The 23,832-nt window shown below is 48.8% G+C and carries 25 protein-coding genes; 13 read left to right on the plus strand and 12 right to left on the minus strand.

Annotated elements, in window-relative coordinates; translation table 11 throughout:
* The first annotated feature begins 10 nt into the window (after positions 1-10).
* From ACMVP2_RS01770 to ACMVP2_RS01790, 5 genes are all read left to right on the plus strand, one after another.
* Complete coding sequence (locus ACMVP2_RS01770; RefSeq protein WP_339791214.1) at positions 11-370, plus strand: SdpI family protein; 360 nt, start codon at positions 11-13, stop codon at positions 368-370.
* A 124-nt stretch (positions 371-494) separates the two neighbouring features.
* The gene (locus tag ACMVP2_RS01775; protein ID WP_416866475.1) at positions 495-2,063 is read left to right on the plus strand and encodes a sulfatase; all 1,569 of its coding nucleotides are present in this window, start codon (positions 495-497) and stop codon (positions 2,061-2,063) included.
* Between the two features lie 73 nt (positions 2,064-2,136).
* Positions 2,137-4,890 carry a family 78 glycoside hydrolase catalytic domain gene (locus tag ACMVP2_RS01780; RefSeq protein WP_416866476.1) on the plus strand — a complete coding sequence of 918 codons (2,754 nt, stop codon included), beginning with the start codon at positions 2,137-2,139 and terminating at the stop codon, positions 4,888-4,890.
* Positions 4,891-4,931: 41 nt separating this feature from the next.
* Positions 4,932-5,654, plus strand: a complete 723-nt coding sequence (locus ACMVP2_RS01785; protein WP_416866477.1) for a class I SAM-dependent methyltransferase — start codon at positions 4,932-4,934, stop codon at positions 5,652-5,654.
* Positions 5,655-5,845: 191 nt separating this feature from the next.
* Positions 5,846-6,760 carry a DMT family transporter gene (locus tag ACMVP2_RS01790; protein WP_416866478.1) on the plus strand — a complete coding sequence of 305 codons (915 nt, stop codon included), beginning with the start codon at positions 5,846-5,848 and terminating at the stop codon, positions 6,758-6,760.
* A gap of 375 nt (positions 6,761-7,135) precedes the next feature.
* Here the strand turns inward: ACMVP2_RS01790 and ACMVP2_RS01795 are convergent, their stop codons facing one another.
* From ACMVP2_RS01795 to ACMVP2_RS01805, 3 genes are all read right to left on the minus strand, one after another.
* Positions 7,136-8,629 carry an SLC13 family permease gene (locus tag ACMVP2_RS01795; RefSeq protein ID WP_416866479.1) on the minus strand — a complete coding sequence of 498 codons (1,494 nt, stop codon included), beginning with the start codon at positions 8,627-8,629 and terminating at the stop codon, positions 7,136-7,138.
* Between the two features lie 88 nt (positions 8,630-8,717).
* Complete coding sequence (locus tag ACMVP2_RS01800) at positions 8,718-10,241, minus strand: FG-GAP repeat domain-containing protein (protein ID WP_416866480.1); 1,524 nt, start codon at positions 10,239-10,241, stop codon at positions 8,718-8,720.
* A 111-nt stretch (positions 10,242-10,352) separates the two neighbouring features.
* Positions 10,353-11,063 carry a hypothetical protein gene (locus ACMVP2_RS01805; RefSeq protein WP_416866481.1) on the minus strand — a complete coding sequence of 237 codons (711 nt, stop codon included), beginning with the start codon at positions 11,061-11,063 and terminating at the stop codon, positions 10,353-10,355.
* 87 nt (positions 11,064-11,150) lie between these two features.
* Between ACMVP2_RS01805 and ACMVP2_RS01810 the strand changes: the two genes are divergently transcribed.
* From ACMVP2_RS01810 to ACMVP2_RS01820, 3 genes are all read left to right on the plus strand, one after another.
* A complete protein-coding gene (locus tag ACMVP2_RS01810) occupies positions 11,151-11,720 on the plus strand; it encodes a Crp/Fnr family transcriptional regulator (protein WP_416866482.1) in 570 nt (189 codons plus the stop codon).
* 66 nt (positions 11,721-11,786) lie between these two features.
* On the plus strand, positions 11,787-12,695 hold the full coding sequence (locus ACMVP2_RS01815; RefSeq protein WP_416866483.1) for an alpha/beta fold hydrolase: 909 nt from the start codon (positions 11,787-11,789) through the stop codon (positions 12,693-12,695).
* A gap of 216 nt (positions 12,696-12,911) precedes the next feature.
* The gene (locus tag ACMVP2_RS01820; protein ID WP_151999204.1) at positions 12,912-13,391 is read left to right on the plus strand and encodes a hypothetical protein; all 480 of its coding nucleotides are present in this window, start codon (positions 12,912-12,914) and stop codon (positions 13,389-13,391) included.
* Between the two features lie 35 nt (positions 13,392-13,426).
* Here the strand turns inward: ACMVP2_RS01820 and ACMVP2_RS01825 are convergent, their stop codons facing one another.
* Positions 13,427-14,077 (minus strand): alpha/beta hydrolase, encoded by a 651-nt coding sequence (locus ACMVP2_RS01825; protein ID WP_339791577.1) that lies wholly within the window; start codon positions 14,075-14,077, stop codon positions 13,427-13,429.
* 185 nt (positions 14,078-14,262) lie between these two features.
* Here ACMVP2_RS01825 and ACMVP2_RS01830 point away from each other — a divergent pair, with 185 nt between their 5' ends.
* Positions 14,263-14,637: a hypothetical protein gene (locus ACMVP2_RS01830; protein WP_416866484.1), complete on the plus strand. Its 375-nt coding sequence runs from the start codon at positions 14,263-14,265 to the stop codon at positions 14,635-14,637.
* A 74-nt stretch (positions 14,638-14,711) separates the two neighbouring features.
* Entirely contained in the window at positions 14,712-15,572 is an 861-nt protein-coding gene (locus tag ACMVP2_RS01835) for a glycoside hydrolase family 16 protein (protein ID WP_339791573.1), read from the plus strand.
* Positions 15,573-15,801: 229 nt separating this feature from the next.
* On the opposite strand, the gene ACMVP2_RS01840 is transcribed toward ACMVP2_RS01835, so the two are convergent.
* Positions 15,802-16,335, minus strand: a complete 534-nt coding sequence (locus ACMVP2_RS01840) for a hypothetical protein (protein ID WP_416866485.1) — start codon at positions 16,333-16,335, stop codon at positions 15,802-15,804.
* Between the two features lie 117 nt (positions 16,336-16,452).
* Here ACMVP2_RS01840 and ACMVP2_RS01845 point away from each other — a divergent pair, with 117 nt between their 5' ends.
* Positions 16,453-16,866, plus strand: coding sequence for an OsmC family protein (locus ACMVP2_RS01845; protein WP_416866486.1), 414 nt, complete (start codon positions 16,453-16,455; stop codon positions 16,864-16,866).
* A gap of 108 nt (positions 16,867-16,974) precedes the next feature.
* On the opposite strand, the gene ACMVP2_RS01850 is transcribed toward ACMVP2_RS01845, so the two are convergent.
* From ACMVP2_RS01850 to moaA, 6 genes are all read right to left on the minus strand, one after another.
* Positions 16,975-17,469 (minus strand): cytochrome C, encoded by a 495-nt coding sequence (locus ACMVP2_RS01850; RefSeq protein ID WP_416866487.1) that lies wholly within the window; start codon positions 17,467-17,469, stop codon positions 16,975-16,977.
* Complete coding sequence (locus ACMVP2_RS01855) at positions 17,466-18,689, minus strand: sulfite oxidase (RefSeq protein WP_416866488.1); 1,224 nt, start codon at positions 18,687-18,689, stop codon at positions 17,466-17,468. The genes ACMVP2_RS01850 and ACMVP2_RS01855 overlap by 4 nt, the downstream gene beginning before the upstream one ends.
* 87 nt (positions 18,690-18,776) lie before the next feature.
* Positions 18,777-19,493: an ABC transporter ATP-binding protein gene (locus ACMVP2_RS01860; RefSeq protein WP_416866489.1), complete on the minus strand. Its 717-nt coding sequence runs from the start codon at positions 19,491-19,493 to the stop codon at positions 18,777-18,779.
* Entirely contained in the window at positions 19,487-20,155 is a 669-nt protein-coding gene (modB, locus tag ACMVP2_RS01865) for a molybdate ABC transporter permease subunit (RefSeq protein ID WP_416866490.1), read from the minus strand. The genes ACMVP2_RS01860 and modB overlap by 7 nt, the downstream gene beginning before the upstream one ends.
* 2 nt (positions 20,156-20,157) lie before the next feature.
* On the minus strand, positions 20,158-20,928 hold the full coding sequence (gene modA, locus ACMVP2_RS01870; RefSeq protein ID WP_416866491.1) for a molybdate ABC transporter substrate-binding protein: 771 nt from the start codon (positions 20,926-20,928) through the stop codon (positions 20,158-20,160).
* A 107-nt stretch (positions 20,929-21,035) separates the two neighbouring features.
* Positions 21,036-22,037: a GTP 3',8-cyclase MoaA gene (gene moaA / locus ACMVP2_RS01875; protein ID WP_416866492.1), complete on the minus strand. Its 1,002-nt coding sequence runs from the start codon at positions 22,035-22,037 to the stop codon at positions 21,036-21,038.
* Between the two features lie 134 nt (positions 22,038-22,171).
* Between moaA and ACMVP2_RS01880 the strand changes: the two genes are divergently transcribed.
* A complete protein-coding gene (locus tag ACMVP2_RS01880; protein ID WP_416866493.1) occupies positions 22,172-22,414 on the plus strand; it encodes a MoaD/ThiS family protein in 243 nt (80 codons plus the stop codon).
* A gap of 155 nt (positions 22,415-22,569) precedes the next feature.
* Positions 22,570-22,980, plus strand: a complete 411-nt coding sequence (locus tag ACMVP2_RS01885; RefSeq protein WP_151999191.1) for a molybdenum cofactor biosynthesis protein MoaE — start codon at positions 22,570-22,572, stop codon at positions 22,978-22,980.
* 178 nt (positions 22,981-23,158) lie between these two features.
* Here ACMVP2_RS01885 and ACMVP2_RS01890 read toward each other — a convergent pair whose 3' ends face one another.
* Positions 23,159-23,815 (minus strand): hypothetical protein, encoded by a 657-nt coding sequence (locus ACMVP2_RS01890; protein ID WP_416866494.1) that lies wholly within the window; start codon positions 23,813-23,815, stop codon positions 23,159-23,161.
* Positions 23,816-23,832 lie beyond the last annotated feature (17 nt).

Consider the following 23,832-nt stretch of genomic DNA (forward strand, 5'->3'; position numbering starts at 1 on the left):
AACACTACCTATGGAGAACCTGTTTTGGATGCATTTTATTCTTGGCCCCTTCTTTCTTGTTATCGCTTTTCTTTTCAAAGCATTCCCTCCTAAGAGCATCAATTACCTGTACGGCTACCGCACCACACTGTCGATGAAATCAGACGCCGCTTGGCACGCAGCTAACAAACTAAGCGCCAGCCTGATGGTGGGAGTTGGTCTTGCCACTTGCCTGGCTCAGGGCATTTTCTACGCCACAGGCATGGGGTTCGCCGCCTACGTCGGTTGGTCCAGCGGCGTTTTGGTTGTCCTTCTGCTGGCCACCATTCCGGCTGTTGAGGCGCATCTAAAGAATAATTTTGACGAGCAGGGCAATCCCATATCAAAATAAGATGAAATAGCCATAAGGAGAGCCATACCTAGCGGAAATGAATAAAGTCGGAGAACAGTCGACTATCACTTCCGAAATGCTACTGGCTATTCCATGTGGCCGCTGAAAATCAAAATTTATACACATGAAACAATATTTGACCGCCTTCTTTTTGCTTTGTATCCTGTGTGCTGGCTGTGAACAAAAAGCTGTAAAGAAACCCAATATCCTGTTCATTCTGGTCGACGACCTGGGCCACAAAGACCTCAGCGCCACAGGAAGCAACTTCTACGAAACACCCAATATCGACAAGATAGCAGATGGTGGCATGGTGTTCACACAGGGCTACGCTGCCAGCCGGGTTTGTAGTCCGTCGAGAGCCAGCATCATTTCGGGGCGGTTTACCGCACGCCATGGCATCACCGACTGGATTGGAGCCAAATATGGCGAAGACTGGAGGTCGCTGAACAGGTTCGACAAACTACTGCCTGCCGACTACACACACTACCTTCCCCACGAATACGTGACACTGCCGGAAACCTTAAAGGAAAACGGGTACAAAACCTTCTTTGCAGGCAAATGGCACCTGGGCGACAGGGGATCGTATCCCGAAAATCATGGCTTCGACATCAATTTGGCGGGTTGGGACAAAGGAAGTCCGATGGGTGGCTACTTCTCGCCATACGAAAACCCGAAGATTTCGGATGGCCCTAAAGGCGAGAACCTGTCCATCCGCCTGGCACAGGAAACGGCCCGTTTCATCGAAAGCCACAAAGACTCAACGTTCTTTGCTTTTCTTTCCTTCTACGCCGTTCACGGCCCCATTCAGACGAACGAAGAAAAGTGGGCAAAATACCGCACCAAAGCTGAACAAATGGGGCTTGCCGAAAATGGCTTCGAAATGGAAAGCGTGCTTCCTATTCGGGTAACGCAGGACAATCCGGTGTACGCCGGACTCGTCGAAACCATGGATGAGGCCGTTGGCATTGTGCTCGACAAACTCAAATCACTTGGACTGGATGAAAACACTATAGTCGTATTCACTTCCGACAACGGCGGTGTTTCATCGGGCGACAATTTCTCTACCTCCAATCTTCCGCTGCGGGGTGGCAAAGGCTGCCAGTGGGAAGGCGGAACGAGAGAACCCTTTTTCATCAAAGTGCCCTGGCTGAACAGCAACGGAGCAAAAAGCAATACACCCGTTATTAATACCGACTTCTACCCTACCCTGCTGGAGCTGGCCAAAATACCACTGAAACCCAGCGAGCATATCGACGGTGTGAGCCTCGTGCCGCTGCTGGAAGGAAAATCAATCGCTGAGCGACCTCTTTATTGGCACTACCCTCACTACGGCAATCAGGGAGGCGAACCGTCCTCTGTGATCAGGCTTGGCGATTGGAAGCTCATCCACTACTGGGAGGATGGCAGAGAGGAACTCTACAACCTAAAGAGTGATGAGGCTGAAAGGAACAACCTGGCTTCACAAGAAAATGAGATCACAAAACAGCTAAGCCAACAATTGCTGGGCTGGCTGAAAGAGGTCAATGCCAAGCTTCCTGTGCCCGACCCGGAATACGACCCTGCTAAGGCGTTACAGCGACACGAAGACATTGTAAACAACCTCTGGCCAAGGCTGGAACAGCAGAGAAAAGACATGCTTACTCCCGGCTGGTCGCCAAATGCCGACTGGTGGGGAAGCAAAACGATCGACTAACAGGACACCACAGTATGGAAATGACTTTGCCTGTTCACATATTTACCTTAGTATCAATGCTTAACCAATACCTATGAGACTACAACTCCTACTTTCGCTGGCTATTCTGGCGAGCTGCACCACGACTGGCAACGAACCTGGTAAAATATCTCCAGTCGACCTCACCTGCGAGTACCTCGAAAACCCCTCAGTAGTTGACGTGGCCCACCCCCGCCTGGCCTGGATCAACACTGCCATTGACAACGAAAGAGGGCAAAAGCAAACCGCCTGGCAAGTGCGGGTGGCAAGCAGCCAGGAAGGCCTTGAAAAGCCCGACCTTTGGGATAGCAAGAAAGTGGATTCTGAGCAATCGGATAGGGTCGAGTATCAGGGCAAGGAGCTCACCAGCAGGACAGAATGCTGGTGGCAAGTGCGGGTGTGGGACAAAAACGGAAACCCTTCGGACTGGAGCGAGCCAGGTAAATGGAGAATGGGTTTGCTGGAAGCGTCCGACTGGAAAGCGCAATGGATTGGCGCACCCTGGCAGGGCGAAGAAGCGCTGCCAAAACCTGGCGGGGGACCTGATGGAAGACCAAAGCAATTTGCTGGCCCCGCCCCCATGCTTCGCAAAGAGTTTGAAATCACAAAAGAGATTGACAAGGCCGTGGCCTATGTGACTGGCCTGGGCTACTTTGAGTTGTATGCCAATGGTAAAAAAGTAGGCGACGATGTGCTGGTGCCTAACCAGACTAACTACGGCAAGCGCCCCGGACTGAACACCTCCTATATCAACGTGCAGGACGATTTCAGAAGATACAAAGTGATGTATCTGGCGTACGATGTCAAAGATTACTTGACGCAAGGCAAGAACGCCATCGGCAGCATGTTGGGCAATGGCTTTTACAACCCTGCCAAGTTCTGGACGGAGGGCTACGGTTCACCTCGTTTCCTGGGCCAGGTGCATATCACGTACAAAGACGGAACCGAGGATGTGATTGTAAGCGACGATAGCTGGAAAGCCTCACAAAGCCCTATTCTCATGGATATGGTGTATTACGGAGAAGTATATGATGCCAGGAAAGAACAACCAGGCTGGAGTACTCCCGACTTTGACCAGTCTTCCTGGGAGCCTGTGGCAAAGAGAAAAGCGCCTGAGGGTGAGCTGGTGGCACACACTGCTTACCCCGATAAAGTTACCGAAAGACTGGAGCCCGTTTCCATAGAGAAGCTGGAAAACGGCAACTACAAAGTCGACTTTGGGGTCGAAATATCAGGCTGGGTGCGATTCAATAATGTAGAAGGGCCGGAAGGCCATCAGATCGACATCTCATTCAATGGCAACCTCTACTCTGGCGACAATACCTACATTTTTAACGGAAAAGGCCCCACCTCCTATGCACCCAGGTTCAACTGGTTTGTGTTCAGTGGCATCGAAATCAAAAACTGGCCGGGAGAGTTAAAAAAAGAACACCTCACAGCAGAAGCAGTCAATACCTACGTGGAAGAATCAGCGGTTTTTGAAACCTCCAATCAGCTATTCAATGACATCAACAAGATCTGGCGTCGCAGCCAAACTGACAATATGCACGGTGGCATTGCCAGCGACTGCCCGCACCGGGAGCGCTCGGGATATACCGGCGATGGCCAGGTAGCCTGCTCCATGGTCATGCACAACTTCGACACAAAGAACTTCTACTACAAGTGGATACAGGACATGTATGAAGCTCAAAACGTCGAAACGGGTTACGTGCCTAACGGTGCGCCCTGGCAGCCAGGTTGCGGCGGTGGTGTGGCCTGGGGGGCAGCCATCTGCATCATGCCATGGGAGTTTTACACGCAATATGGAGCGCTGGATATGCTGGAAGACAACTACGATGGCATGCAAGGCTATATCCGCTACATGCAAACGTGGGTAGATCAGGACGGCATCATGTTCTCCCAGCGCAGAAATGGCTCTGGCGAAATCCTCAAGTGGTTCAACCTCGGTGAGTGGGTATCGCCCGGTGAGTTGATCCCTGATGACATGGTACACACTTTCTACTTCTGGCACTGTGTTGAAATTGCGTCGAAAACCGCCCGAAAATTGGGTAAAAAGGGAGAAGCCGAAGCCTATGAATCGTTGGCAGAAACGACCCGTCAGGCTTTTATGAAAAAATTCTACAGCCCTGAAACTGGAAGCTACGGCAAGGGTGGAGGCAATATCCTGGCACTGAGAATGGGCGTGCCACCCGGGCAATACGAGCAGGTGAAAGCCGCCTTGATAGCAGACATAAAAGCGGATGACGGACATCTCGACACAGGCATTTTCGGCACAAGATTCTTCTTTGAGGTGTTGGCCAGCAATGGTCTCAATGCCCTGGCCTATGAGGCATTGAACAAAACTGACGAACCCAGCTTTGGGCATTGGCTGGAGCTGGGCTCCACCACCACCCGGGAGCACTGGAGCGAAGATGGTTCGTTCAACCACCCGATGTTTGGCGGTGGGCTGGTTTGGCTCTACAAGAACCTTGCTGGTATGCAAACCGATATTGCCAACCCTGGCTATAAGCATATCATCTTCAGACCACAGCCGGTTGATGAGCTTGACTTTGTCACTTATTCCAACAACACCATATATGGGCAAGCTGGAATTACCTGGAAAAACCTACCAAATGACTTTCATATGGACATTACCGTTCCTGTAGGAAGCACTGCAACCGTCTATGTTCCTGCGAGTGAAAAAGAGGTGGTGACCGAAGGTGGTGAAAAAGCCGAAAATTCTGCCAGCGTCAATTTTAAAGGCATGGAAGAAGGCTACGCTGTTTTTGAGGTGGGAAGTGGAAACTATAATTTCGTTGCAAAGAAATAAAAGCCGGAACATTCTCTCAGGTTTCTACGTGTTGCTTGCTTGTGAACACGAAAAATCACTACGACCAACACCTGTCACATTTTTACAGCTGGATGGTTGGCGACTTCGAGCAGAAGGCGGCAGAGCAGCAAACATTCTTTGAGAAAAACGGCATCATTCCCGAATCGTTCGGCCTGGCCATTGACCTTGGTGCCGGCCACGGGCTTCAGGCAATACCGCTGGCGAGACTGGGCTTCAGCGTCACTGCTATCGACTTCAGCGCTGTGCTCCTCAAAGAGCTTGAGGAGCGCAAAGGCCACCTGGACATTTCGACCATCGAAGCCGATATAACTGACACATACTGGCACGGATCCCTCAAACCAGAGCTTGTCGTTTGCATGGGCGACACCATCAGTCATTTGGAAAGCTTCGAGCAGCTCGAAGCCCTTACCCTCACACTATCGAATCTACTGACCAGAGAAGGAAAGCTTATCTATTCCTTTCGTGACTATAGCCAGGCACTGGAAGACACGCAGCGGTTCATCCCTGTTAAAAGTGATAGTAACAGAATACACACGTGCCTGCTTGAGTACTTCGACAATACAGTGAGAGTGACTGACCTGCTACACGAAAAACAAGGCGATATTTGGCAGCAGCAAGTGAGTTCGTACACCAAGCTCCGCCTAACCTCCGACATGGTCAGCGCAATGATTGAGAAAAGCGGATTGAATTTGATAAGCGAGGGTGTCCACAACAGAATGAGCTACCTGATTGCTCAAAAGTAGCTATTGAGGTGTTATTGCAGTTCCGCATCCAATGGTTAGTTATTATCTGCTTATAGACAGATAATACACTTTATCTGCTTTAGAACAGATAAATTTGATTACCTGCGCCAGGACAGATATATCTCATTAAATGAACATCCGTTGCCAAAAAAGGCTATTGAGAACCACTTTTCATCTACCTTCATCCCCCTATGCAAGCCATTACTTTAACCGGAAAAGAAAAATGGGCAGCACTAGGCCTTGCTGCTCTTGGTTCTACTATGTTCAGTGCCAAAGCTGTGTTCATTAAGCTGGCCTATCAGTTCGATATTTCATCCATCGACCTTATGTCATTGCGAATGCTCATGGCCCTGCCTTTCTACGCAGGCATTTTGTGGTGGACCAATAGAAAGAAAGCACCGATGGTCATTACCCGTAAGGACGTATGGCGCATTGTCCTGTATGGTATCATGGGTTACTACATCGCCAGCTATTTCGACTTCTGGGGGCTGGAATATGTGAGTGCCAGCATGGAGCGGCTTATCCTGTTCATTTATCCAACGCTGGTGGTGATATTGTCTGCTATTTTCACCAAAAAGAAAGTAACGAAGTGGGAAGTGCTGGCCATTGGCATTACCTACTCCGGCATGCTCCTTGCCTTTTTCGACAAAATCAAAATAGGTGGGGTACATGAAACGCTGATTGGAGGCAGTCTCATCTTTGTGAGTGCGCTTACCTATGCCATTTACCTGATTGGCAGCGGAAGGTTGATCCCCAAGTTTGGTACGGTTCGCTTCACCTCATTGTCAATGATAGTGGCTTGCATCGCTGTCATCTTCCACAACCTCATCGCCAATGGGCAATTGGCCTTGCTTGACTTCCCCTGGCAAATCTATACCCTGGCATTGATGATTGCCCTCATCTCAACGGTGATTCCCTCCTTCCTGATATCGGAGGCCATCAAGCGCATAGGCTCGTCCGAGGTAGCCATTACCGGAAACATTGGCCCCATCTCCACCATTATCCTGTCCATGATATTCCTCCACGAAATCATCGGCTTCTGGCAATGGGCAGGCACTGCTATCGTGCTGTTTGGAGTAAGCCTGCTCTCGAGAAAGAATGGATAATATTCTCAAATTCGCCCAACCATGCATTGCTTCGCTTGTTGTTGTTGTTGTTGTCGTGCCCTTGTGTCTCCACATGCCACTTCTTCACTCGTGACATTTGTTGTGACCTTGTGTCTCCACAAGCCACTTCTTCGCTCGTGGATCTTTATCTACCAAAAATCACTGCCTTCAGACTTAGCGTTCCCACAAACCGCTTTTGCGATGGTTTGTGAAGACACGAAACCATAACAAAAGCTACGAATCGTGTGTGGTTTTCTGTCTTCATAACTCAATGTCGTTGTGGCCTTGTGTCTCCACATGCCACTTCTTCACTCGTGACATTTGCTGTGGCCTTGCATCTCACGAGGTTTGTTGTTCCGTGTCTCACGAACAACTCTATTTCGCCCAAGCCGGCACTGCCCCTCCCATATCAAACACTGGAACAGCCACCAGGTAAAGAACAATCGTCAACAACAGAATACTGATCAGGTTCAGCCAAAACCCGGCCCGGGCCATTTGCGGAATGGTCACCAGCTCACTACCAAAAATGACCGTGTTGGTGCCCGTACCCGACGGCAGCATAAAGGCAAATGAGCAGGCAATGGTGGCTGGGATCATCAGCATGTAAGGATGTGTGCCGCTGCTCACCGCCATGGTAGCCAGCACTGGCAGGAAGATATTGGCCGTAGCCGTATTGGAGTTGATCTCCGTCAGAAAAGTCATCAGCGTGATCACACTCAGCAGCACCAGTAGGGGCGACCAGTTGGCTATAAACTGAAGCTCTGTGCCCAGCCACGCCGCCAGGCCAGTGGTTCCGAAGCTCTCAGCGATGGCATAGCCTCCACCAACTATCATCACCGTGCCCCAGGGAATGGCCTCGGCTTGCTTCCAGGTAATCAGTCTCTTCCCGGACTCGCTTTTGTCGGGCAAAAAGAACAGGAGCAGGCAAGAAAAAACCGCCACCGTAGAATCATGCACCCAGTCGGACACGCCCAGCAGGCTGGCCCAGCCTGGGAGCACAAAGTCATCAACTACAATATCCCTGCGGAAAACCCAGGCGAGTGCCGTGAAAATGAATATCCCAAGTACCATCTTCTCAGCCGGTTTCATCGTGCCGAGTCCTTTGAGCTCTTTTTCCACAATCTCCTTACCCCCTTCAAACTTCCCTTCGATCTTAAAATACCTGACCAGGTAAAACCAAATCAGCGGAAGGAAGATGACAATGAGTGGCACGCCCAGTAGCATCCACTGGAAGAATGGAATCTCAGGAGCATCCGGGTAAAGCTTCTGAACCATGCCCGCAAAGACCATGTTGGGCGGGGTGCCAATAAGGGTACCCGTTCCGCCAATACTACAGGCGTAGGCGATGGCCAGCATCAGGGCAATTCCGAAGTCTTTGTTGTGCCCCGAGGCTTCATTCTCCCTGCTGATAATGGCCATCGCAATGGGCAGCATAAGCAGCGCTACAGCTACGTTCGCAATCCACATCGACAGCAGGGCTGAAGCCATCATAAAGCTAAGCAGCAGCATCCGGCGACTACTTCCTATCAGGTTCATAATGGAAAGCGCAATGCGTCGGTGCAAATGATGGACCTCAATGGCCTTGGAAATGATGAAGCCAGCCAGCAGCATCAGCACATAGTTGTGACCGTAGTTGGCGGCCGTAGTTTCAGCATCGAGAATGCCCAGCAGGGGAAACAAGGCTAATGGAAGCAGCGCCGTGGCTGCAATGGGTATGGCTTCAGAAACCCAGAGTGACGTCATGAGCAGCGCTACTGCCGCTGCCCTCATGGCCTGGTGAGAAAGGCCCTCCGGCGTTGGTAAAAAGATTAACGCAGAGAAAATGAGCAGACCTATAATGAGGCCAATTCTCTTACCACTTATTTTCAATTGATCAGGTATTGGTTAGCCTGATCAATATGCTAAAAAATGCACAAATTATTCTCCGTCCGTTAAGAATTCCTCAATGCTAGTATGCTTACTTTAATTTATTCTCAAGATAGAGCACATCAGTTGTTGATGCATTCCATTTATCGATAAACGACTTAGGCGTAAACGCCGGGGAGTAGGTAAATGAGCCTAAAATAAGATCCGTGTCGCCATCGAGGTCAATATCACCGGACTCCATCACGATCCATCGTCCGTCGTCAGCATTCGCCAGGGTATGTGGTTGGAAGCTGAAGTCGGCCGAAGAAGTGTTCTCAAGGTAGATAAATGATTCTTTGGGGTTGTTCTCGAAATCGGGAAAGAAGCAGGAAATGGCAAAATCCACGTCGCCATCCTGATCAAAGTCGACAGCTTCGACCTGAGTGGCGCCGTAGGCCGGGAAGAAGAACGCCTCATCAAAGTTATTCTTACCATCATTGAGAAAGAGCCTCATGCCATGGTAAGGCTTCAAAATGGGCGAGTAGTCGGCGTTGTCGCCATGAGCCACGGCGATGTCCATGTCGCCATCGCCATCGTAGTCAAAAAGCTCAAGGTCGCTGGAGCCGTAAAGCGGATTGAGGCGCAGAATCTGTCTAGCAGCGAAGGTCAGTCCTTTGCCCTGGTACAATATATAAGCGCCTTCATTGCCCTGCGAAACAAGCACCACAAGGTCCTTCAGTCCATCGTTGTCCATGTCGTGCACCTCTACCTTAATGCAACCGGCGTAGGGTAACAACTGTGTTTTTTCTCTCCGACCGTCTATGTCGGAAATCAAAGTCAGCTGGCCAATCAGGTTGCCAAACTCACAGACAAGTATCTCGTCGGTGCCATCACCATCAAAATCCTCGACCAGGCTAAACACCGGCCGCTGTAAAAACTCAGCTACCTTTCTTTGGGGCTGATCCGGCGTTACCTCCCACAACGTTCCCAACGACTGCTCCGTTGGGTGCATCTGTCCCATTTCAACAACGAACTCCCGTCCCATGCTCCTGTTAAACGAAACAACAGAGGTTTTGAATGTCTCTTCGATTCTTGCGGAGTCGCCGGGCTCCCACTTCCATATTTGCCCGTTGGCATTAGCGCCATACACTCCCTTTTCGTCGTTAAAGTGTCTGAAATGCGTTACCAAAGACCCCTTGAAGTCCTCAGTCTTGACAAAAGTGGGAGAAAACTGGGTCAGCACGCTACTTCGCTCAACCCTGGCAAGGTCAGTCGGCATAGAATCCGGCGCATTTTCCAAAATGTACTTCGTTACCGCCTCCCAGTCGCTGTCAGAAATCATCGGTTTTTCAGGGTAGACATTGTTGGACTGTAGGAGCATTTTCTCATTCATGTCTACCCTTCGGTAAGGGTCATATCCCTCTATCTTTACACCCAACCTTGCGCCCATCTCAGGAAGTACAAGCCTTTCCCACACACCTTTGGTTAGTTGTGCCGGGTCCGGCAGGTTGTGGCAGCCACCGCAATAAGTTTTGTAAGTAGCCGCAGGTTTATCAATATTTCCAACACATCCATCAAGCAGGCAGGCCACAGAAATGATGGCACCAGCCCAAATCACCCATTTTATTCGCTTCATCGTATATCGTACTCCTTCGTCAACAATATTAGACAAATGAGCATGAAAAAGCATGGAAGTTTGACTGGAAGGTGCTTTTTAGGCAGGAGAGAAATAGGAAGCCGATTTGAACTACCTTCTCAAAGTAACCCCGAGGGAAATTTCAAACCCTTCAAGATTCACTCTCGCATCAGGAAAATCGATGGCTTTGGTTTCCAGGCTTCCCCCCTGCACGCCGCCAATATAGTCGCCGTTGAGCGTGGCAGCCGACGCAACGGACAAATAGCTGACCTCGGTTGACACCGAAAATTCTTTGGCTATGTGCCATTCAAAAGACGTGCCGGCTATCCAGCCCAGGCCAATCTTGGTTTTAATTGTAGCATCAGTATTGGCAACGTCCCAGCCTTCATAATCTCTTAGCGCCCTGTCGAAGTTGCCTTCGTTCAGCCTTGGGTTGATGTGCCAGATGCCAGCAGCTCCTCCTCTGATCCGCCAGGTCACAATTTTTGTATCTATCTTGAAAGCGAGCTCCACAGGCACCAGCATAGAAAAGTGCGGGCCTGTCAGCGGCTTGTCTGCCTCAAACGGTAGGTTGTCCATCGCTAAGCCTGACATAGAATAAATGGAGCCGCCTGTCTCAATGCCCACAGGCCCAAAATAGTAGCCCAGCCCTCTGACGGAAAACGGACTCACCGGAGCCGACACATAGCCGTTTTTTGGCACCAGATAGGAGAAAGAAATGCCTTGCGCCAGCAACTCACTACCCGCTAACCAGCTGATTGCCCCGATTAAAACAAATAACTGAAGCGATTTGTAAAGGCCTCTGATTACGGTTATCTTCATTTACTCAATCTTTTTACACCTGTCATCCTTTTTCGAAAACGAAGTTAGGACATAAAGCCTCTTTCTTAAGACTAATTTGCTTTGAATATGAGTGAGGTGCAGAAATTCCTCAAATCCATCTATGACCTGCCGGCATCGAGCATGCAAAAGCTGGAGGATTGTCTGAAGCCCGTGGAGTTCAAAAGAAAAGAGGTAATTACCTGGGAAGGACATGTTGAGAAGTACCTCTATTTTGTTCAGGAGGGCATCCAGAAATCTTACTATATCAAGGATGGAAATGAGCACGTCATCGCATTCACCTATGCCCCCTCTTTTTCGGGTATCCCTGAGTCGTTTCTGACACAAACTCCCTCAAAATATTTTCTGGACACCATCACACCCAGCAAACTGCTCCGGCTTTCCTACGATCAGCTTCAGGTGTTACTAAGCGAAGACCGCCATTTGGAGCGGATGATGCAAAAAGCAACCGAAGTTGTGCTGGCAGGGCTGATCCAGCGCCACCATGAGCTGCTGGCCTTTGATATTGAAGAAAGGTTTACAGCTTTCGTAAAGCGAAGTCCAAAATTACTCAACCTCATCCCCCACAAAGACCTGGCCTCCTACCTCGGCATTAATGCCACCAACTTCAGTAAGCTGCTGGCCCGGGTGAAAATCTGAAATCTTGGTATATACCAAGAGTCATTCCTTTGCTGCTCGATTCCTTTGCTAAAAAACAAAACAGCAATGAAGCAGCAAATTCCTCTTTGGCTTGACGAAAGCCTCTACCCCTTTTCACACCGTTACATCGACCTTCCCTCTGGCACAATGCACTATGTGGATGAAGGTCAGGGCGACGTACTTTTGTTTGTGCATGGCACGCCTGCATGGTCATTCCTTTATAGAGAGCAAATAAAAACACTGCGTACAAAGTACCGGTGCATTGCCATAGATCATATTGGTTTCGGGCTGTCAGACAAGCCAGAAAAATTTGACGGCACTCCTCAAGCCCACTCAGCTAACCTTGCCCTGTTCGTAGAAAAGCTTGGCCTCACCAATATCACCCTTGTCGTGCATGACTTCGGCGGGCCTATCGGTATTTCTTTTGCCCTGGCGCATCCCGAAAAGGTGAGGAACCTGGTGATACTAAACACCTGGCTCTGGAAAACCAGCGATAACCCCGATGTGCAAAAGGTAGACAAGGTGGTGAACAGCAGGCTGGGTAAGTTCATTTATCTGCACACCAATTTTTCCCCATCCATTCTGATGAAAAAAGCGTTCCACGACAAATCGAAATTAACAAAGGCTATACATCTTCACTATACCAGACCGTTTCCCAACAAGGCGTCCCGGTGGGGGCTTTTACGGCTGGCACAATCCCTTCTGGGGTCTTCCGATTGGTACGAAGAGCAGTTTAACCAACTACATAAATGGGAGCGTAAACCCGCTTTGATCCTTTGGGGCACAAAAGATCAATTTATAAAACCTGCATTTCTGGAAAAATGGAAGGAGGCGCTGCCACAGGCTACAGTCCGAACTTTTGACGCCGGACATTTCGTTCAGGAAGAAGCCTCGAAAGAGGTTTGCAATGCCATTGACAGCCTGATGCAACAGAACCAATTTTCGCTGGCTGGCAACACTTTTACCGGAACCTAACTTCTGTATGTAGCACCGTCCGCAGGCAACGAAGATAATTAGCAATACAATAGTGATTTTGTGCACAACTGTTTTCATTTTTGCACTCAGATTGATGCTTCTCTGATATTTGGGCAAATGAAGCATCAAAAGCTAAATGGATACGTAAAATATAATTAATCGAATAACTAATTGAATATTTTAACGTTACAACAAACTAAAACAACAAGTCATTTTATGAAAAAACTGTTTTTATTAGTAACAACCAGTTTAATTATTGCTTCGGCAGCCAACGCACAGAACACAGATTATAAAACAGCCGTGGGACTCAGGGCTGGTTTATCAGCCGGTCTTACAGTCAAGCATTTCCTTAGTCAAAAAGGTGCCCTGGAAGGTCTCGTTTCATCCCGCTGGGGTGGTGTAAACATCACAGGTTTATACGAAGTACACGACATTGCTTTTGACGAGCCAGGCCTTCGCTGGTACTATGGCGCAGGTGGCCATGTCGGCTTTTGGGATGGCAATAAGAATCCGTGGTTTGACGATAATGACAATCACAGCGTAATTGGTGTAGACCTTATTCTTGGAATGGAATATACCATTCCCGGCTCACCAGTCAACCTGAGTTTGGACTGGAAACCAGGCTTCAATATTGTCGGTTACAGTGGATTTTGGGGTGATGAATTTGCTCTCTCCCTGCGATTTGCCTTTCAATAAAGCATACAGGGGTGGGTGCCTCACGCATCCACCCTTCAAAATTTCGATGCCAGTCGCATCAGTTCCTCTCTGTTCACTTCATGTTTCCCCTCAAACACCAGGCTTCTGGTGTTCTTCCCGAATAGCTCTTTGAGTCTTACCTTTTCCTGAGCCAGCAGCTGCTCGCTATAATAAATATCTTGCCGACCAATGCAGCCAATCACCTCTGCCTTTGGTGACGCAAATTCGAAATCTGCCGGCGTCAGTTCTTTTGGGAACCCACCTGCCCACAGCACCATTTTGTGAAAGGGCCATTTTTTGTGAGCTGCCAGCCTGGCCACAGCTGATACGCCTTGCGAAAAGCCGAACAAAATCAGCTTGTAGTGGTCAAAGTCGATGTCTTCAAAAATTGGATCAAAGACCGCATCGAAATAGGCCCTTTGATTGGCCAGCTCAGTTTCCCTATCCTCCTTAGTCATCCAGCTTGCCCCCACCCTTCCATAGGTTTGATCGAGATACAGGCGACTAAGCCCTTGCGGTGCAATGACAAAATGCTTGCCCGGATCCAAAAAATCGAACTTTTGAACAAAAAACTCTGCCAGTTGCGCATAACCATGGCACACCACCCAGATGTATTTGGTGGCAGGCGTTACATTGTTGAGTGTGTAATAAGGAGCTGAAAAAGAAAAGGAGACGTGTCGCTGCAAAACCTGATTTTTTTTGAAACGTGAAGGTAAAGTGAAAGTGCATGCTGTAAAAGTACCGGGCAAATTATACTTGGGCAGCTTTACGTGAATAACAACGCACGATTGAAAAGGTAAATTTCCTACATTTGACAAAATGATCCACTGAAAACTATTCGAAAAAAAACGCCGTTTGTAAAACCCTCTGTATGACAAAAACATCAAGCTTCCTCATTGCCATGCTATTCCTGGCGCTGTCGCAAAGTCTGTTAGCACAAAATAACTCAGACCCGGAGCCACTTTTGGAATTTGCAGCTGTTTATTCCAACGGTGAAAAATGGGAGGCTGGCAAAACTCCGGCGGAGCAGCCCTACTTTATGGATCATTCTGCTTTCCTGTTCCGGTTGAAACAATCAGGAGTGATTACGGCCGGTATAAAGATCGCCGACAAAAGCATCATTTTGTTCAAGGCCAAAAGCCTCGAGGAAGCAAAAAAATTGTTCGCACCCGATGTGTCGGTGGACGAGAAAACCTACAAGCTGGAGGTGCAACCGGCCACGGTGTTTTACAAAGGCTGTATTTGACGTCAGTTTTGCCGCAAAGTTGCCTAATTTTATATCAGACGAAAGCCATTCTTTTCAGCTAACCATACAAAGCCATGAAGATATCTCTATCCATATTTTTTGCGCTCTTCCTACTGCTCTCCTGCAAGGAACAAGGCAAAGATGAACAGCAAAAACCAGAGGCCCCTGAGCCGGGTGAACCAGTAGCAGAAGTCGACTGGGACGAAGCCACACTGGCCTGGTCTGACGAATTTGACGGGGAAGCGGTAGACACGGAGAAATGGAAGTTCGAAACCGGGGCCAATGGCTGGGGCAACAATGAATGGCAAAACTATACCAGCGGCCCAAACTCTTCTGTCTCAGACGGGTTACTGAAGATTACCGCCAAAAAGGTGGGAGCCGGTCAGAAAGTGGGCGACTATACATCGTCACGCATGCTGAGCAAGGAGACGTTCACCTACGGACGCATGGAGGTGAGGGCCAAAATACCTGAATGGAAAGGCAAGGGCGTTTGGCCTGCGATCTGGATGCTGGGCGACAATATCAGCCAGGTTGGCTGGCCCGACTGCGGCGAAATTGACATCATGGAATATGTGAGCTATGCACCCAACGAGGTTCATTTCAGTATCCACAGCAAGGCCAATAACCATGTGCAGGGAACCCAAATTACCACCGGGCCCATGAAGCTGGAAACCATAGAAGAAGAGTTCCACAACTATGGCATTCTTTGGACGGAGCGGTACGTCAAATTCTATCTGGACGATATCGACAACGTAAAACTGACATTCAACAAACCCACCGTGCCCTCGCAGGACAACTGGCCGTTTGACAAGCCGTTCTTCTTTTTGCTGAACATCGCCGTTGGTGGCAATTGGGGAGGTTTACAAGGAGTGGATGACAACATTTTTCCATCGACGATGGAGGTGGACTATGTGCGGGTTTATCAGTTCGAGTAAGTGATGATCCGTAAGTAGCGGCTGGCGTATTGGGATCAGGCTCAAAACCTGGGGGACTAACCTTTAATGGTAATACCCCGAGGATCCATAAAAAAGCAAAAGGTCCAAGCCTGTCCGACTGGAGAAGCCCGGCCGGGCGAGACGCATTGAACCAGTTTTGCTTTTTTATTTAACCACACCCCAAACACTCAGCTCCCAGGAATTCAGATTGATCCCCTTTCATTCCCAACTATTTCCCCCAATCTGGCGCTGGAGTATCAGGGTCAAATAGCTCATCCAAATAGTAGTCTCTCTTGTACAGATTGTTGCAATTGTTTTCGCCGCTGAGGTCAAAAATGCATGCATATTGATCAATGAATTCACCATTCATAAGACTTTTTGCATCTCCGTTGGGTAGCACGGCATTATCGTGATCAATTCTTCGCAAAGCGCAGTGGCCCAGCATGTGTAACATCAATGCTTCCTGTGTAATCTTGTCGCTCCAGCATTTGTTCTCCTGATTGATCTCAATTTTCAGCTGTTTGCCAACAAACACACAGGAGCCGCACAAAATGCCCTCAGTGTTCAGGCCATATTCAATGATCAGGTTGTTCGAAAGGTCAAGCTTAACACCACGCTGGGCGGCTTCCGACACAAGCGTGTCAACAAAAGACTGCAACTCGTCGGGAACGCTATAAATCGTTTCCTGCTCTTTGGTACACGCAGCAAAGAGCATCCAGAAAGTAAGCAGCACACCCGCTGACGATAAAAAATGCTTTCTCATTAACTTAATACGAGGCTTAGTTACTAGTCAAGTTAATAAATACTAACTTGGATGCGAGCATTTCATCATCGATTTAGCTCACAAATAGCATTGTTCAATCAAAAAAATCCCATTCATATGAAAAGATCAGCAACAGCCGTTTGGCAAGGAAGTGGAAAAGAAGGCAAAGGACACCTGACCACACAAAGTACGGTACTTAATAAAACTCAGTACTCCTTTTCGTCGAGGTTTGAAGAGGGAGTGGGCACCAATCCGGAAGAGCTGATAGCTGCCGCTCATTCGGGTTGCTTCGCTATGAAACTGAGCTTCAGTTTGACCGAGGCAGGTTTTGTGCCAGACACGCTGGACGTCACCTGTCAGGTAACACTGGAAGATGGAGCCATCACCAAATCCCATCTGAAGCTCAAAGCAAAAGTAAAAGGAATAAGCGACTCAAAATTTGCGGAGTGCGTGAAGGATGCGGAAAAAAACTGCCCCATCTCTAAGTCATTGACGGCTGCTATTTCCGTTGAACACTCACTGAATGCATAGTTGATAGACCAGACTACGAAAGTTTAGCGGCGGGAAGAAGGATGTGTGCACATTCCAACCACCTCTGACGTCGCATAGCAACCTCCGCTCCGAAACTTTTGTAGTCTGCTATTTAGTCCCTTCGAGCTCATACCATTCCACGTCTGTCAGGTTGGGTCTTCTGCCTTTGTTCTCAGGCGCATAGTTTTTAGCCAGGTAGTCAAGAATGGCGGCCTCGTTTTCGCCCAAGTCCCATAATTTCTGTGTCCGCTGCATCCAGCGTATCATCCCTTCCCATCCCTCTCTTGTGGCCCTGTTTTGCGTCACAAGGGTGGCTGCGTGGCAGTTGGTACAGTTGGTTTTGGCCAGCTCCCACCCCGCATCGATGATAAAGCCTGTTTCTTCGTCTATGGTGCCGTTTTCGGCCTTTGGAGCAACGGCCTCAACTTTAGCTACAGGTGTTGCTGTTTCCTGCTTGGTAAGTACAGGCTTCGGCGAAGGCTTGTAGAAAAAGAACAAGTAAGCAGCCCCCAGAGAAAGTATTAAGGCCAGGCTTAAAATCCCTATTAAGGCACCTGTGGCTTTTTGAAGCAGCTCCAGTAAATCGTTTTTCTTCTCCATCATCTTACTTTCACGGCGATTCTATGGCACGCATTATTCAGATAGCCTTTGGGGTTCCACCCGGGCACCACCATGGGCTGGCTCTTGCCGTCACTATCTGTTGCCTTGGCCCATATTTCGTAGTAGCCCGTGCCAGGTAGCTTTAATTCAGCCCTAAAATGCTGCCAGGCCTGTCGGTTGGCAGGTCGCTCCAGACTGGCAGGCTGCCAGGTAGCGCCAAAATCGGACGATACGTGTACCTCTTTCACATCCTTATCCCCCACCCAGGCATGCCCACGGACAGGAAGCGTTTGACCCGCTTTGATCAAGGCGCCTGTTTTCGGGTAGGTAATGATCGACTTCACAGGCATGCCCTCTATGATACACATGTTTTCATCGGGCACCACCTCGCCGGGTGCTACGGCTTCGCAGGGAACACGATAGCTGTCACCGCCCATTTTCTCGCCATCATGCACCACGTTTCTCACGGAAATGGTACTCAACCACTTTCCGGAGGTAGAGCCTGGCCATCCGCCCACCACAAGTCTTAAAGGATGTCCGTTGGCCAAAGGAATATCCTCGCCATTCATCGCCCAGGCCACCAGGGTTTCGTCTTCGAGCGCTTTGCTAATAGGCACTCCTCTTGATATCACTACTTTTTCAGGGTCTTTGCTCAGGTGCACATCCTTGCCGTAGTAGCCGACATACACCGCATCGTCTTTTATGCCCACATCCATCAGAATGTCTTTCAGCTTCACGCCAGTCCATTTGGCGCACGAAACCGCACCAACTTCCCACTGATTGCCTTTGGCCGGTGGGTTGAACTCCGCCCTGCCATTGCCGCCGCACTCAATGGTGAGCTGGTAGGTGTAAGTTTTAAATTTGCTTTTAAGCTCTGCAATAGAATAGGATTTCGTCGTTTTGGCAGACTCTCCGTTGATTGTTAGCGACCAGTTAGCCACGTCGATAGTCTCTGGCATCAGGCCATTGTTACGCACAAACATTTTATCGGCAGGTGTCACCTTGTCGTCGAGCAGGTGTGGCGGCGTTTCAATGTTCCAGGGTCTTTCGCCAAGCACCTTCAAACCGGGATTTTTACCCGGAAGCATCTCCGGATCGGCCAGCCATTTGCCGACAAACGGGTACTTTTCCGGCACCACGCTGCCGTAGACAACCGGCACGCCCCAAACCAGTGCCTGACTGCCTAGAAATGATTTTTTGAGGAAACTGCGGCGGGTGTTCATGATCGGATTTTTGTAAGATGACACCAGAAAGTTAACCTTACGAAATCAGAAATAAAACGAAACCGGTGTCGATTGGCGGATAAAGTATCAGATATCCCTGGTTTGTTCTTTTAACCTGAGCAGCTCAGCTTTCAGCACCTCTCTGGGCGCTCCTTCTCTCAGTACCTTCCCATCTTCCAACCACACCACATGATCGGCCAAAATGGTCGCCTCCAACAGGTCGTGCGTGGCCATCACCGCTGTGGTGTTGAGCAGGCCAAGCATTTGCTTGAGCTCACCCCTTATCTCGTTCCGAAGGCTGAAGTCGAGCGCCGCCATGGGTTCATCGAGCAGCAGCAGTGCTGGCTTTGCCGCCAAAGCCCTCGCCAAAGCCACCCGCTGTTGTTGCCCACCGGAGAGTGAGGCGGGCCGGTCGTTGACCAGGTCTTGTATTTTGAAAACAGTCAGCAGTTGCTCCAACCAGGCATTATCCGCTTCTTCCCTGAATCCGTATTGGATGTTCGCTTTCACATTCAGGTGAGGGAATAGCGCATAGTCCTGAAAAACGTAACCTATATGCCTGCGTTGGGGAGCAACAAAAGCTGAGGGCGATGACCAGACTGATTCCGACGCTCTTATGACCCCACTATCTGGCTTTTCTAAACCGGCCAGCAGCCGCAGCAGGGTGGTTTTGCCGGCACCACTCGGGCCCATCAGTGCCGTGAAAGAACCCTTGCTGAGTGTCAGCTCCGCTTCCAGCGAAAAGGATCGGCCCCTGTCGGCGTACTTCTTTGTACAATCCAGTGAATAAGCTGCTTCTACCATAGTGCTATCCACTTTTGAAGCCACTGAACAAGGAAAATGATGACAAGTGAAAAAACCAGCAGCACCAGGGCGTACTGGTTGGCGACATCGTAGTTCATTGCTTCCATTTCATGAAAGATAGCAATTGATGCTACTCTCGTTTGGCCGGGTATGTTCCCGCCAATCATCAGCACCACACCAAATTCGCCAATAGTATGGGCAAAGGTCATGATGAACGCTGCGAACAACGACGATTTGATATTGGGGACAAGCACTTTAAAAAAGGTCTGAAGCCTTGTTTTCCCGAGGGTAAACGACGCCTCCATTAACGACTTTGGCAGTGCATCTAACCCCGATAATATGGGGCTTACCATGAACGGAAGGCTAAAAACAATGCTGCCAAGCAAAATGCCGTAGAACGAAAACACCATCCGAATGCCAAACAGTTTTTCAAAGACGCCGCCAGCGACGCTATCGGGCTGCATGGCCACCAGCAGGTAGTAGCCCAAAACCGTTGGGGGCAACACCAAAGGAAGGGCAACAATGGCCCTGATAAGGCTTTTTCCCCTGAAAGAAAACATGTGGAGCACGTAGCCGGAAACGACCCCGACCAACGCAAGGATTAGCGTCGTAAACACGGCCAATTTCAGGCTCAACCACAAGGGGGCCATGAACTGCTCCATGGTTACTCTGCCACAGGGAGTTCGTAACCAAAATCTTGAAATACCCGGCGGGATTCTTTGCCCAGAAGAAAATCCTTGAAAAGCGTAGCAACGAAAAGCCCCGGGCCGTCAGTCTTTAAAATGAGCATTGTTTGTGGTATGGGATCCATCCAAATCTCCTCAATTTTAATAAACTTGCCCTCGCCTTTCTTCTGACTGAACTTGAGAGAGTTAGACGTAAACGCCGCATCGACAGAACCGGCCGCAATGTACTGGTTGACCTGCCCGATACTGGTGCCATACACGATCTTATCATGCACCAACACCCCCAGCTGCTTCACTTCCAGCCAATCTCTGGACAGCTTGCCGTATGGCGCCAGGTCTGGGTGTGCCAGGCCAATGGACCTCACCTTTTCCTGTTTGAGAATAGCCTCCGGATCGTCTCCGGCAATGCCGCTTTTCACCCACAGATACACAGTACCAAAGCAAATAATTTGTGGCCCACCATGCGCCTTGTCTTTGTCAATTACCTCATCAATGTATTTGTCGTCGGCCGAAACAAAAATCTCGTAAGGAGCGCCGTTGATGATCTGCGAGGTGAGAGTGCCGGAAGCTCCGGGGATGAGTTCCACTTCGTAGGGGTATTTACTTTCAAATTTCTTTTCAATGGCCTGCATTGGTAGCAAAAGGTTGGAGGCCACCGCCACCTTTATCGACTGTGCCATCATTGAGCAGCACAGCAGCATCAAAAAAATAGTAATATGTATTCTTGTAGCTATATATCTATTTACCATCACCCAACTCAATTCTTCCTGAAAAAATCTACAACCAACCTTTATTTCCAACTAGCTTTGGTAAAACTTACCCAACGAACAATAGGCAATAACACCAAAATGGCGGCTTAACCACCTATGGTTGACATGCTTTCCGACACGGCATGTCCTTTCTCTCTTCTTGCCTCCGCCTCAAACCCGTCTTTGGCTCTTTCCCCAAATGCTTTCGTCAATGCGGCGCTAATTTCGGCATCATTAGCGCCATTTCTTAGCAAAGCTCTCAAATCAAGCACACCGTCATCGTAAAGGCAGGTTTTCAGCGTGCCCTGAGCGGTCATCCTGATTCGGTTGCAGGTGCCGCAAAAGCTCCTCGTAAAAGCTGCAATGATCCCTACAGAGCCTTTGAACCCATCTATGCCATACGTTGCCGACGTTGAGGCGGCTTCGTCTACTCTTCGGCTGAGCGATGGGAAAGCCCTGACCAGCTCCTGGTGAATCTTCGCATGCGTCCATACCAGCACCGGGTAATGTGAGCCCTCACCATTGAAAGGCATTTCCTCTATAAACCTCACGTCCACTTTGTGGGCCTTTGCCAGCATGGCCAGCGGCACAATGTCGTCCGTGTTCTGTCCGTCCATCACCACGGAATTGATCTTAGTTTCAATTCCCTGGTCGAGCAGCGCATGAAAAGTTTCCATCACTGCTGGTAGCTCGTCCCGGCGGGTAATGGAGTGAAAGCGCTCACGATCCAGTGTATCCAGGCTCAAATTAACCGACTTGATACCCGCCGCCTTGAACTCTTCTATATGAGGCAGTGTCAGAACGCCGTTTGTAGTGATATGAATGCCTTCTATGCCCGGAATTTCATTGAGCTTTTTAATAAAGTACATCAAGTCTTTTCGCACAAAAGGTTCTCCACCAGTAAGCCTCACCTTTTTCACCCCAAACCCAGCCATGATCCCTACAAGACGCAGCATTTCCTCGTAGGTGAGCAGCTCCTTTTTGGGCAGGTACCTGATGCCTTCTTCCGGCATACAGTAAAAGCAGCGCAGGTTGCACCTGTCGGTAACAGCCAGCCGCACATACTCTATGGGCCTTCCGTGATTATCAAAAAACTGTTTTCCCTGCATAGTTAGTGTTACAACACGAATTCAAGTTGGTAAAGTTTAAGCTGATTTAGAAATTGTTTGGTGGAAAGAGGGGATTATTCCCCATAATTGGTTGTTGTATTGAGAAGAGGGCGCAAATTGATTTACTTTACTGTATGGAGTTAACGATTCAGGCATTTGGCATAGCGAAGGATATACTTGGCGACAGGAAGACCATGCTGAACATGAATGATGGAGCTACGGTAGCTGATTTGCTGGCCCTGCTCAACAAAGAGTACCCGGCGTTCCAAAAGCTAACGAGCCTTGCGGTAGCGCTGAATGAAGAGTATGCAGAAAAGGAAGCAGTACTTAGCCCGGCTGATACGATAGTGCTCGTGCCACCGGTAAGCGGAGGGTGAGCAACTGATGATTGGGGGACTTGTTGATTTGAAGATTTTGAAAGCAACGGCTACTTCGGTCTTCCGTCTTCTGACTTCCGTCTCCGGTCTTCCAACTTCCTCCTCCTTTCTTCTATCTCCCGTCTTCTATCTCCCGTCTCCCAACTTCTTCAACTATGATCAAACTTACAGACCAACCCATCAATATCAACGAAGCCATTGAGGCAGCCCAGGCTGAAGGCGCCGGTGCGGTGAACGTATTCATTGGCACGGTGCGCAACAAAACCCAGGAAAAGCAGGTGCTGTCCCTCGACTTCGAAGCCTACGACCCCATGGCTGAAAAGGAAATCCAGAAGATTGTGGACCAGGCCAAAGCCAAGTGGCCCGTGATCAAAGCAGTGGTGGTGCATCGCAAAGGGCATTTGGAAATTGGCGAAGCAGCCGTAGTGATTGCCGTTTCAACCCCCCACCGCAAGGCTTCCTTCCAGGCCTGCGAATTCATTATTGACACCCTGAAGCAAACTGTTCCCATCTGGAAAAAGGAGATTTTTGAGGGGGGTGAGGAATGGGTGAGTGCGCATCCGTAATGGAGCTTAACACTGGCGTATATTAAACATTTGGCATTTCGAAGCAGCCCGATTTCGGTGGAAAGGCCTGAAAGTAGCTGACATCCTGTTTCGGGGCTGATGAAGTGAGTCGCTTAAGAGTAGTAGTAACGACCTACTCGACATTCTTTCCTTTCAAGAAAAAAACTTGATTTGATTTTTAAAATTTTACCCCGATATACAAATTTGGCTCTAACAGGAAGTAATTATTCCATGTATCATCAATCTCTTTAAAAGATTGGGGAGTATTGGTATCTATTGGCCAATACTGAGAATGGATTTGCGGTTCTAAAAACATTCTTCCATTGAACAAAGTAACATGATATCCGAGGTGATAGGACATATATAATTTGAATCCATTACCAATTTTGTTATTATTTTCATCCAAATAGGTTTTTAATTGTGGTAAAATCTCAGCCGTTGCAAATAGCCCCTTCCACAACATACGCTGATAAGAAACCCCGATGCCTGTTTCTCGTAAATAGCCAGGATAAAACTCACTTTGAGATTCTATTTTTTCCAAAAGCCCGTCCCACCAAAGAATACCCATTGGTTGAAATAATCGCCAAGTGGCAAACTTTACACCTATTATATTTTTAGAATCTAAGTTATTTTTAAAATGAAGCTCATAGTGATGAGTATTGGTTTTTTCTCCTCCAAAGTTTACAAAACTTAACCATGGTGTGCTTACCCGGAATTTATAGTCAGAAACGGAATCTCTATGCGAAACTCTTAATGATTGTTCTGAGTTTTGACAAAATGCTGGTACAACTATCATTGCAATTAAGAATGACGTTGAAATTCTTTTGATTATCATAGCTCAAATTTTTATAT

The sequence above is a fragment of the Imperialibacter sp. genome, from assembly GCF_048007035.1.
Taxonomy (GTDB): domain Bacteria; phylum Bacteroidota; class Bacteroidia; order Cytophagales; family Cyclobacteriaceae; genus Imperialibacter.

What these genes read in the sequence shown, in the direction of transcription:
- ACMVP2_RS01830 (WP_416866484.1), top strand. Translation starts at nt 14,263, where the DNA reads ATGACAAAAACATCAAGCTTCCTCATTGCCATGCTATTCCTGGCGCTG.
- ACMVP2_RS01880 (WP_416866493.1), top strand. Translation starts at nt 22,172, where the DNA reads ATGGAGTTAACGATTCAGGCATTTGGCATAGCGAAGGATATACTTGGC.
- ACMVP2_RS01810 (WP_416866482.1), top strand. Translation starts at nt 11,151, where the DNA reads ATGAGTGAGGTGCAGAAATTCCTCAAATCCATCTATGACCTGCCGGCA.
- ACMVP2_RS01815 (WP_416866483.1), top strand. Translation starts at nt 11,787, where the DNA reads ATGAAGCAGCAAATTCCTCTTTGGCTTGACGAAAGCCTCTACCCCTTT.
- ACMVP2_RS01860 (WP_416866489.1), bottom strand. Translation starts at nt 19,493, where the DNA reads ATGGTAGAAGCAGCTTATTCACTGGATTGTACAAAGAAGTACGCCGAC.
- modA (WP_416866491.1), bottom strand. Translation starts at nt 20,928, where the DNA reads ATGGTAAATAGATATATAGCTACAAGAATACATATTACTATTTTTTTG.
- ACMVP2_RS01850 (WP_416866487.1), bottom strand. Translation starts at nt 17,469, where the DNA reads ATGATGGAGAAGAAAAACGATTTACTGGAGCTGCTTCAAAAAGCCACA.
- ACMVP2_RS01885 (WP_151999191.1), top strand. Translation starts at nt 22,570, where the DNA reads ATGATCAAACTTACAGACCAACCCATCAATATCAACGAAGCCATTGAG.
- ACMVP2_RS01790 (WP_416866478.1), top strand. Translation starts at nt 5,846, where the DNA reads ATGCAAGCCATTACTTTAACCGGAAAAGAAAAATGGGCAGCACTAGGC.
- ACMVP2_RS01855 (WP_416866488.1), bottom strand. Translation starts at nt 18,689, where the DNA reads ATGAACACCCGCCGCAGTTTCCTCAAAAAATCATTTCTAGGCAGTCAG.
- moaA (WP_416866492.1), bottom strand. Translation starts at nt 22,037, where the DNA reads ATGCAGGGAAAACAGTTTTTTGATAATCACGGAAGGCCCATAGAGTAT.
- modB (WP_416866490.1), bottom strand. Translation starts at nt 20,155, where the DNA reads ATGGAGCAGTTCATGGCCCCCTTGTGGTTGAGCCTGAAATTGGCCGTG.
- ACMVP2_RS01780 (WP_416866476.1), top strand. Translation starts at nt 2,137, where the DNA reads ATGAGACTACAACTCCTACTTTCGCTGGCTATTCTGGCGAGCTGCACC.
- ACMVP2_RS01770 (WP_339791214.1), top strand. Translation starts at nt 11, where the DNA reads ATGGAGAACCTGTTTTGGATGCATTTTATTCTTGGCCCCTTCTTTCTT.
- ACMVP2_RS01775 (WP_416866475.1), top strand. Translation starts at nt 495, where the DNA reads ATGAAACAATATTTGACCGCCTTCTTTTTGCTTTGTATCCTGTGTGCT.
- ACMVP2_RS01890 (WP_416866494.1), bottom strand. Translation starts at nt 23,815, where the DNA reads ATGATAATCAAAAGAATTTCAACGTCATTCTTAATTGCAATGATAGTT.
- ACMVP2_RS01820 (WP_151999204.1), top strand. Translation starts at nt 12,912, where the DNA reads ATGAAAAAACTGTTTTTATTAGTAACAACCAGTTTAATTATTGCTTCG.
- ACMVP2_RS01805 (WP_416866481.1), bottom strand. Translation starts at nt 11,063, where the DNA reads ATGAAGATAACCGTAATCAGAGGCCTTTACAAATCGCTTCAGTTATTT.
- ACMVP2_RS01840 (WP_416866485.1), bottom strand. Translation starts at nt 16,335, where the DNA reads ATGAGAAAGCATTTTTTATCGTCAGCGGGTGTGCTGCTTACTTTCTGG.
- ACMVP2_RS01845 (WP_416866486.1), top strand. Translation starts at nt 16,453, where the DNA reads ATGAAAAGATCAGCAACAGCCGTTTGGCAAGGAAGTGGAAAAGAAGGC.
- ACMVP2_RS01800 (WP_416866480.1), bottom strand. Translation starts at nt 10,241, where the DNA reads ATGAAGCGAATAAAATGGGTGATTTGGGCTGGTGCCATCATTTCTGTG.
- ACMVP2_RS01835 (WP_339791573.1), top strand. Translation starts at nt 14,712, where the DNA reads ATGAAGATATCTCTATCCATATTTTTTGCGCTCTTCCTACTGCTCTCC.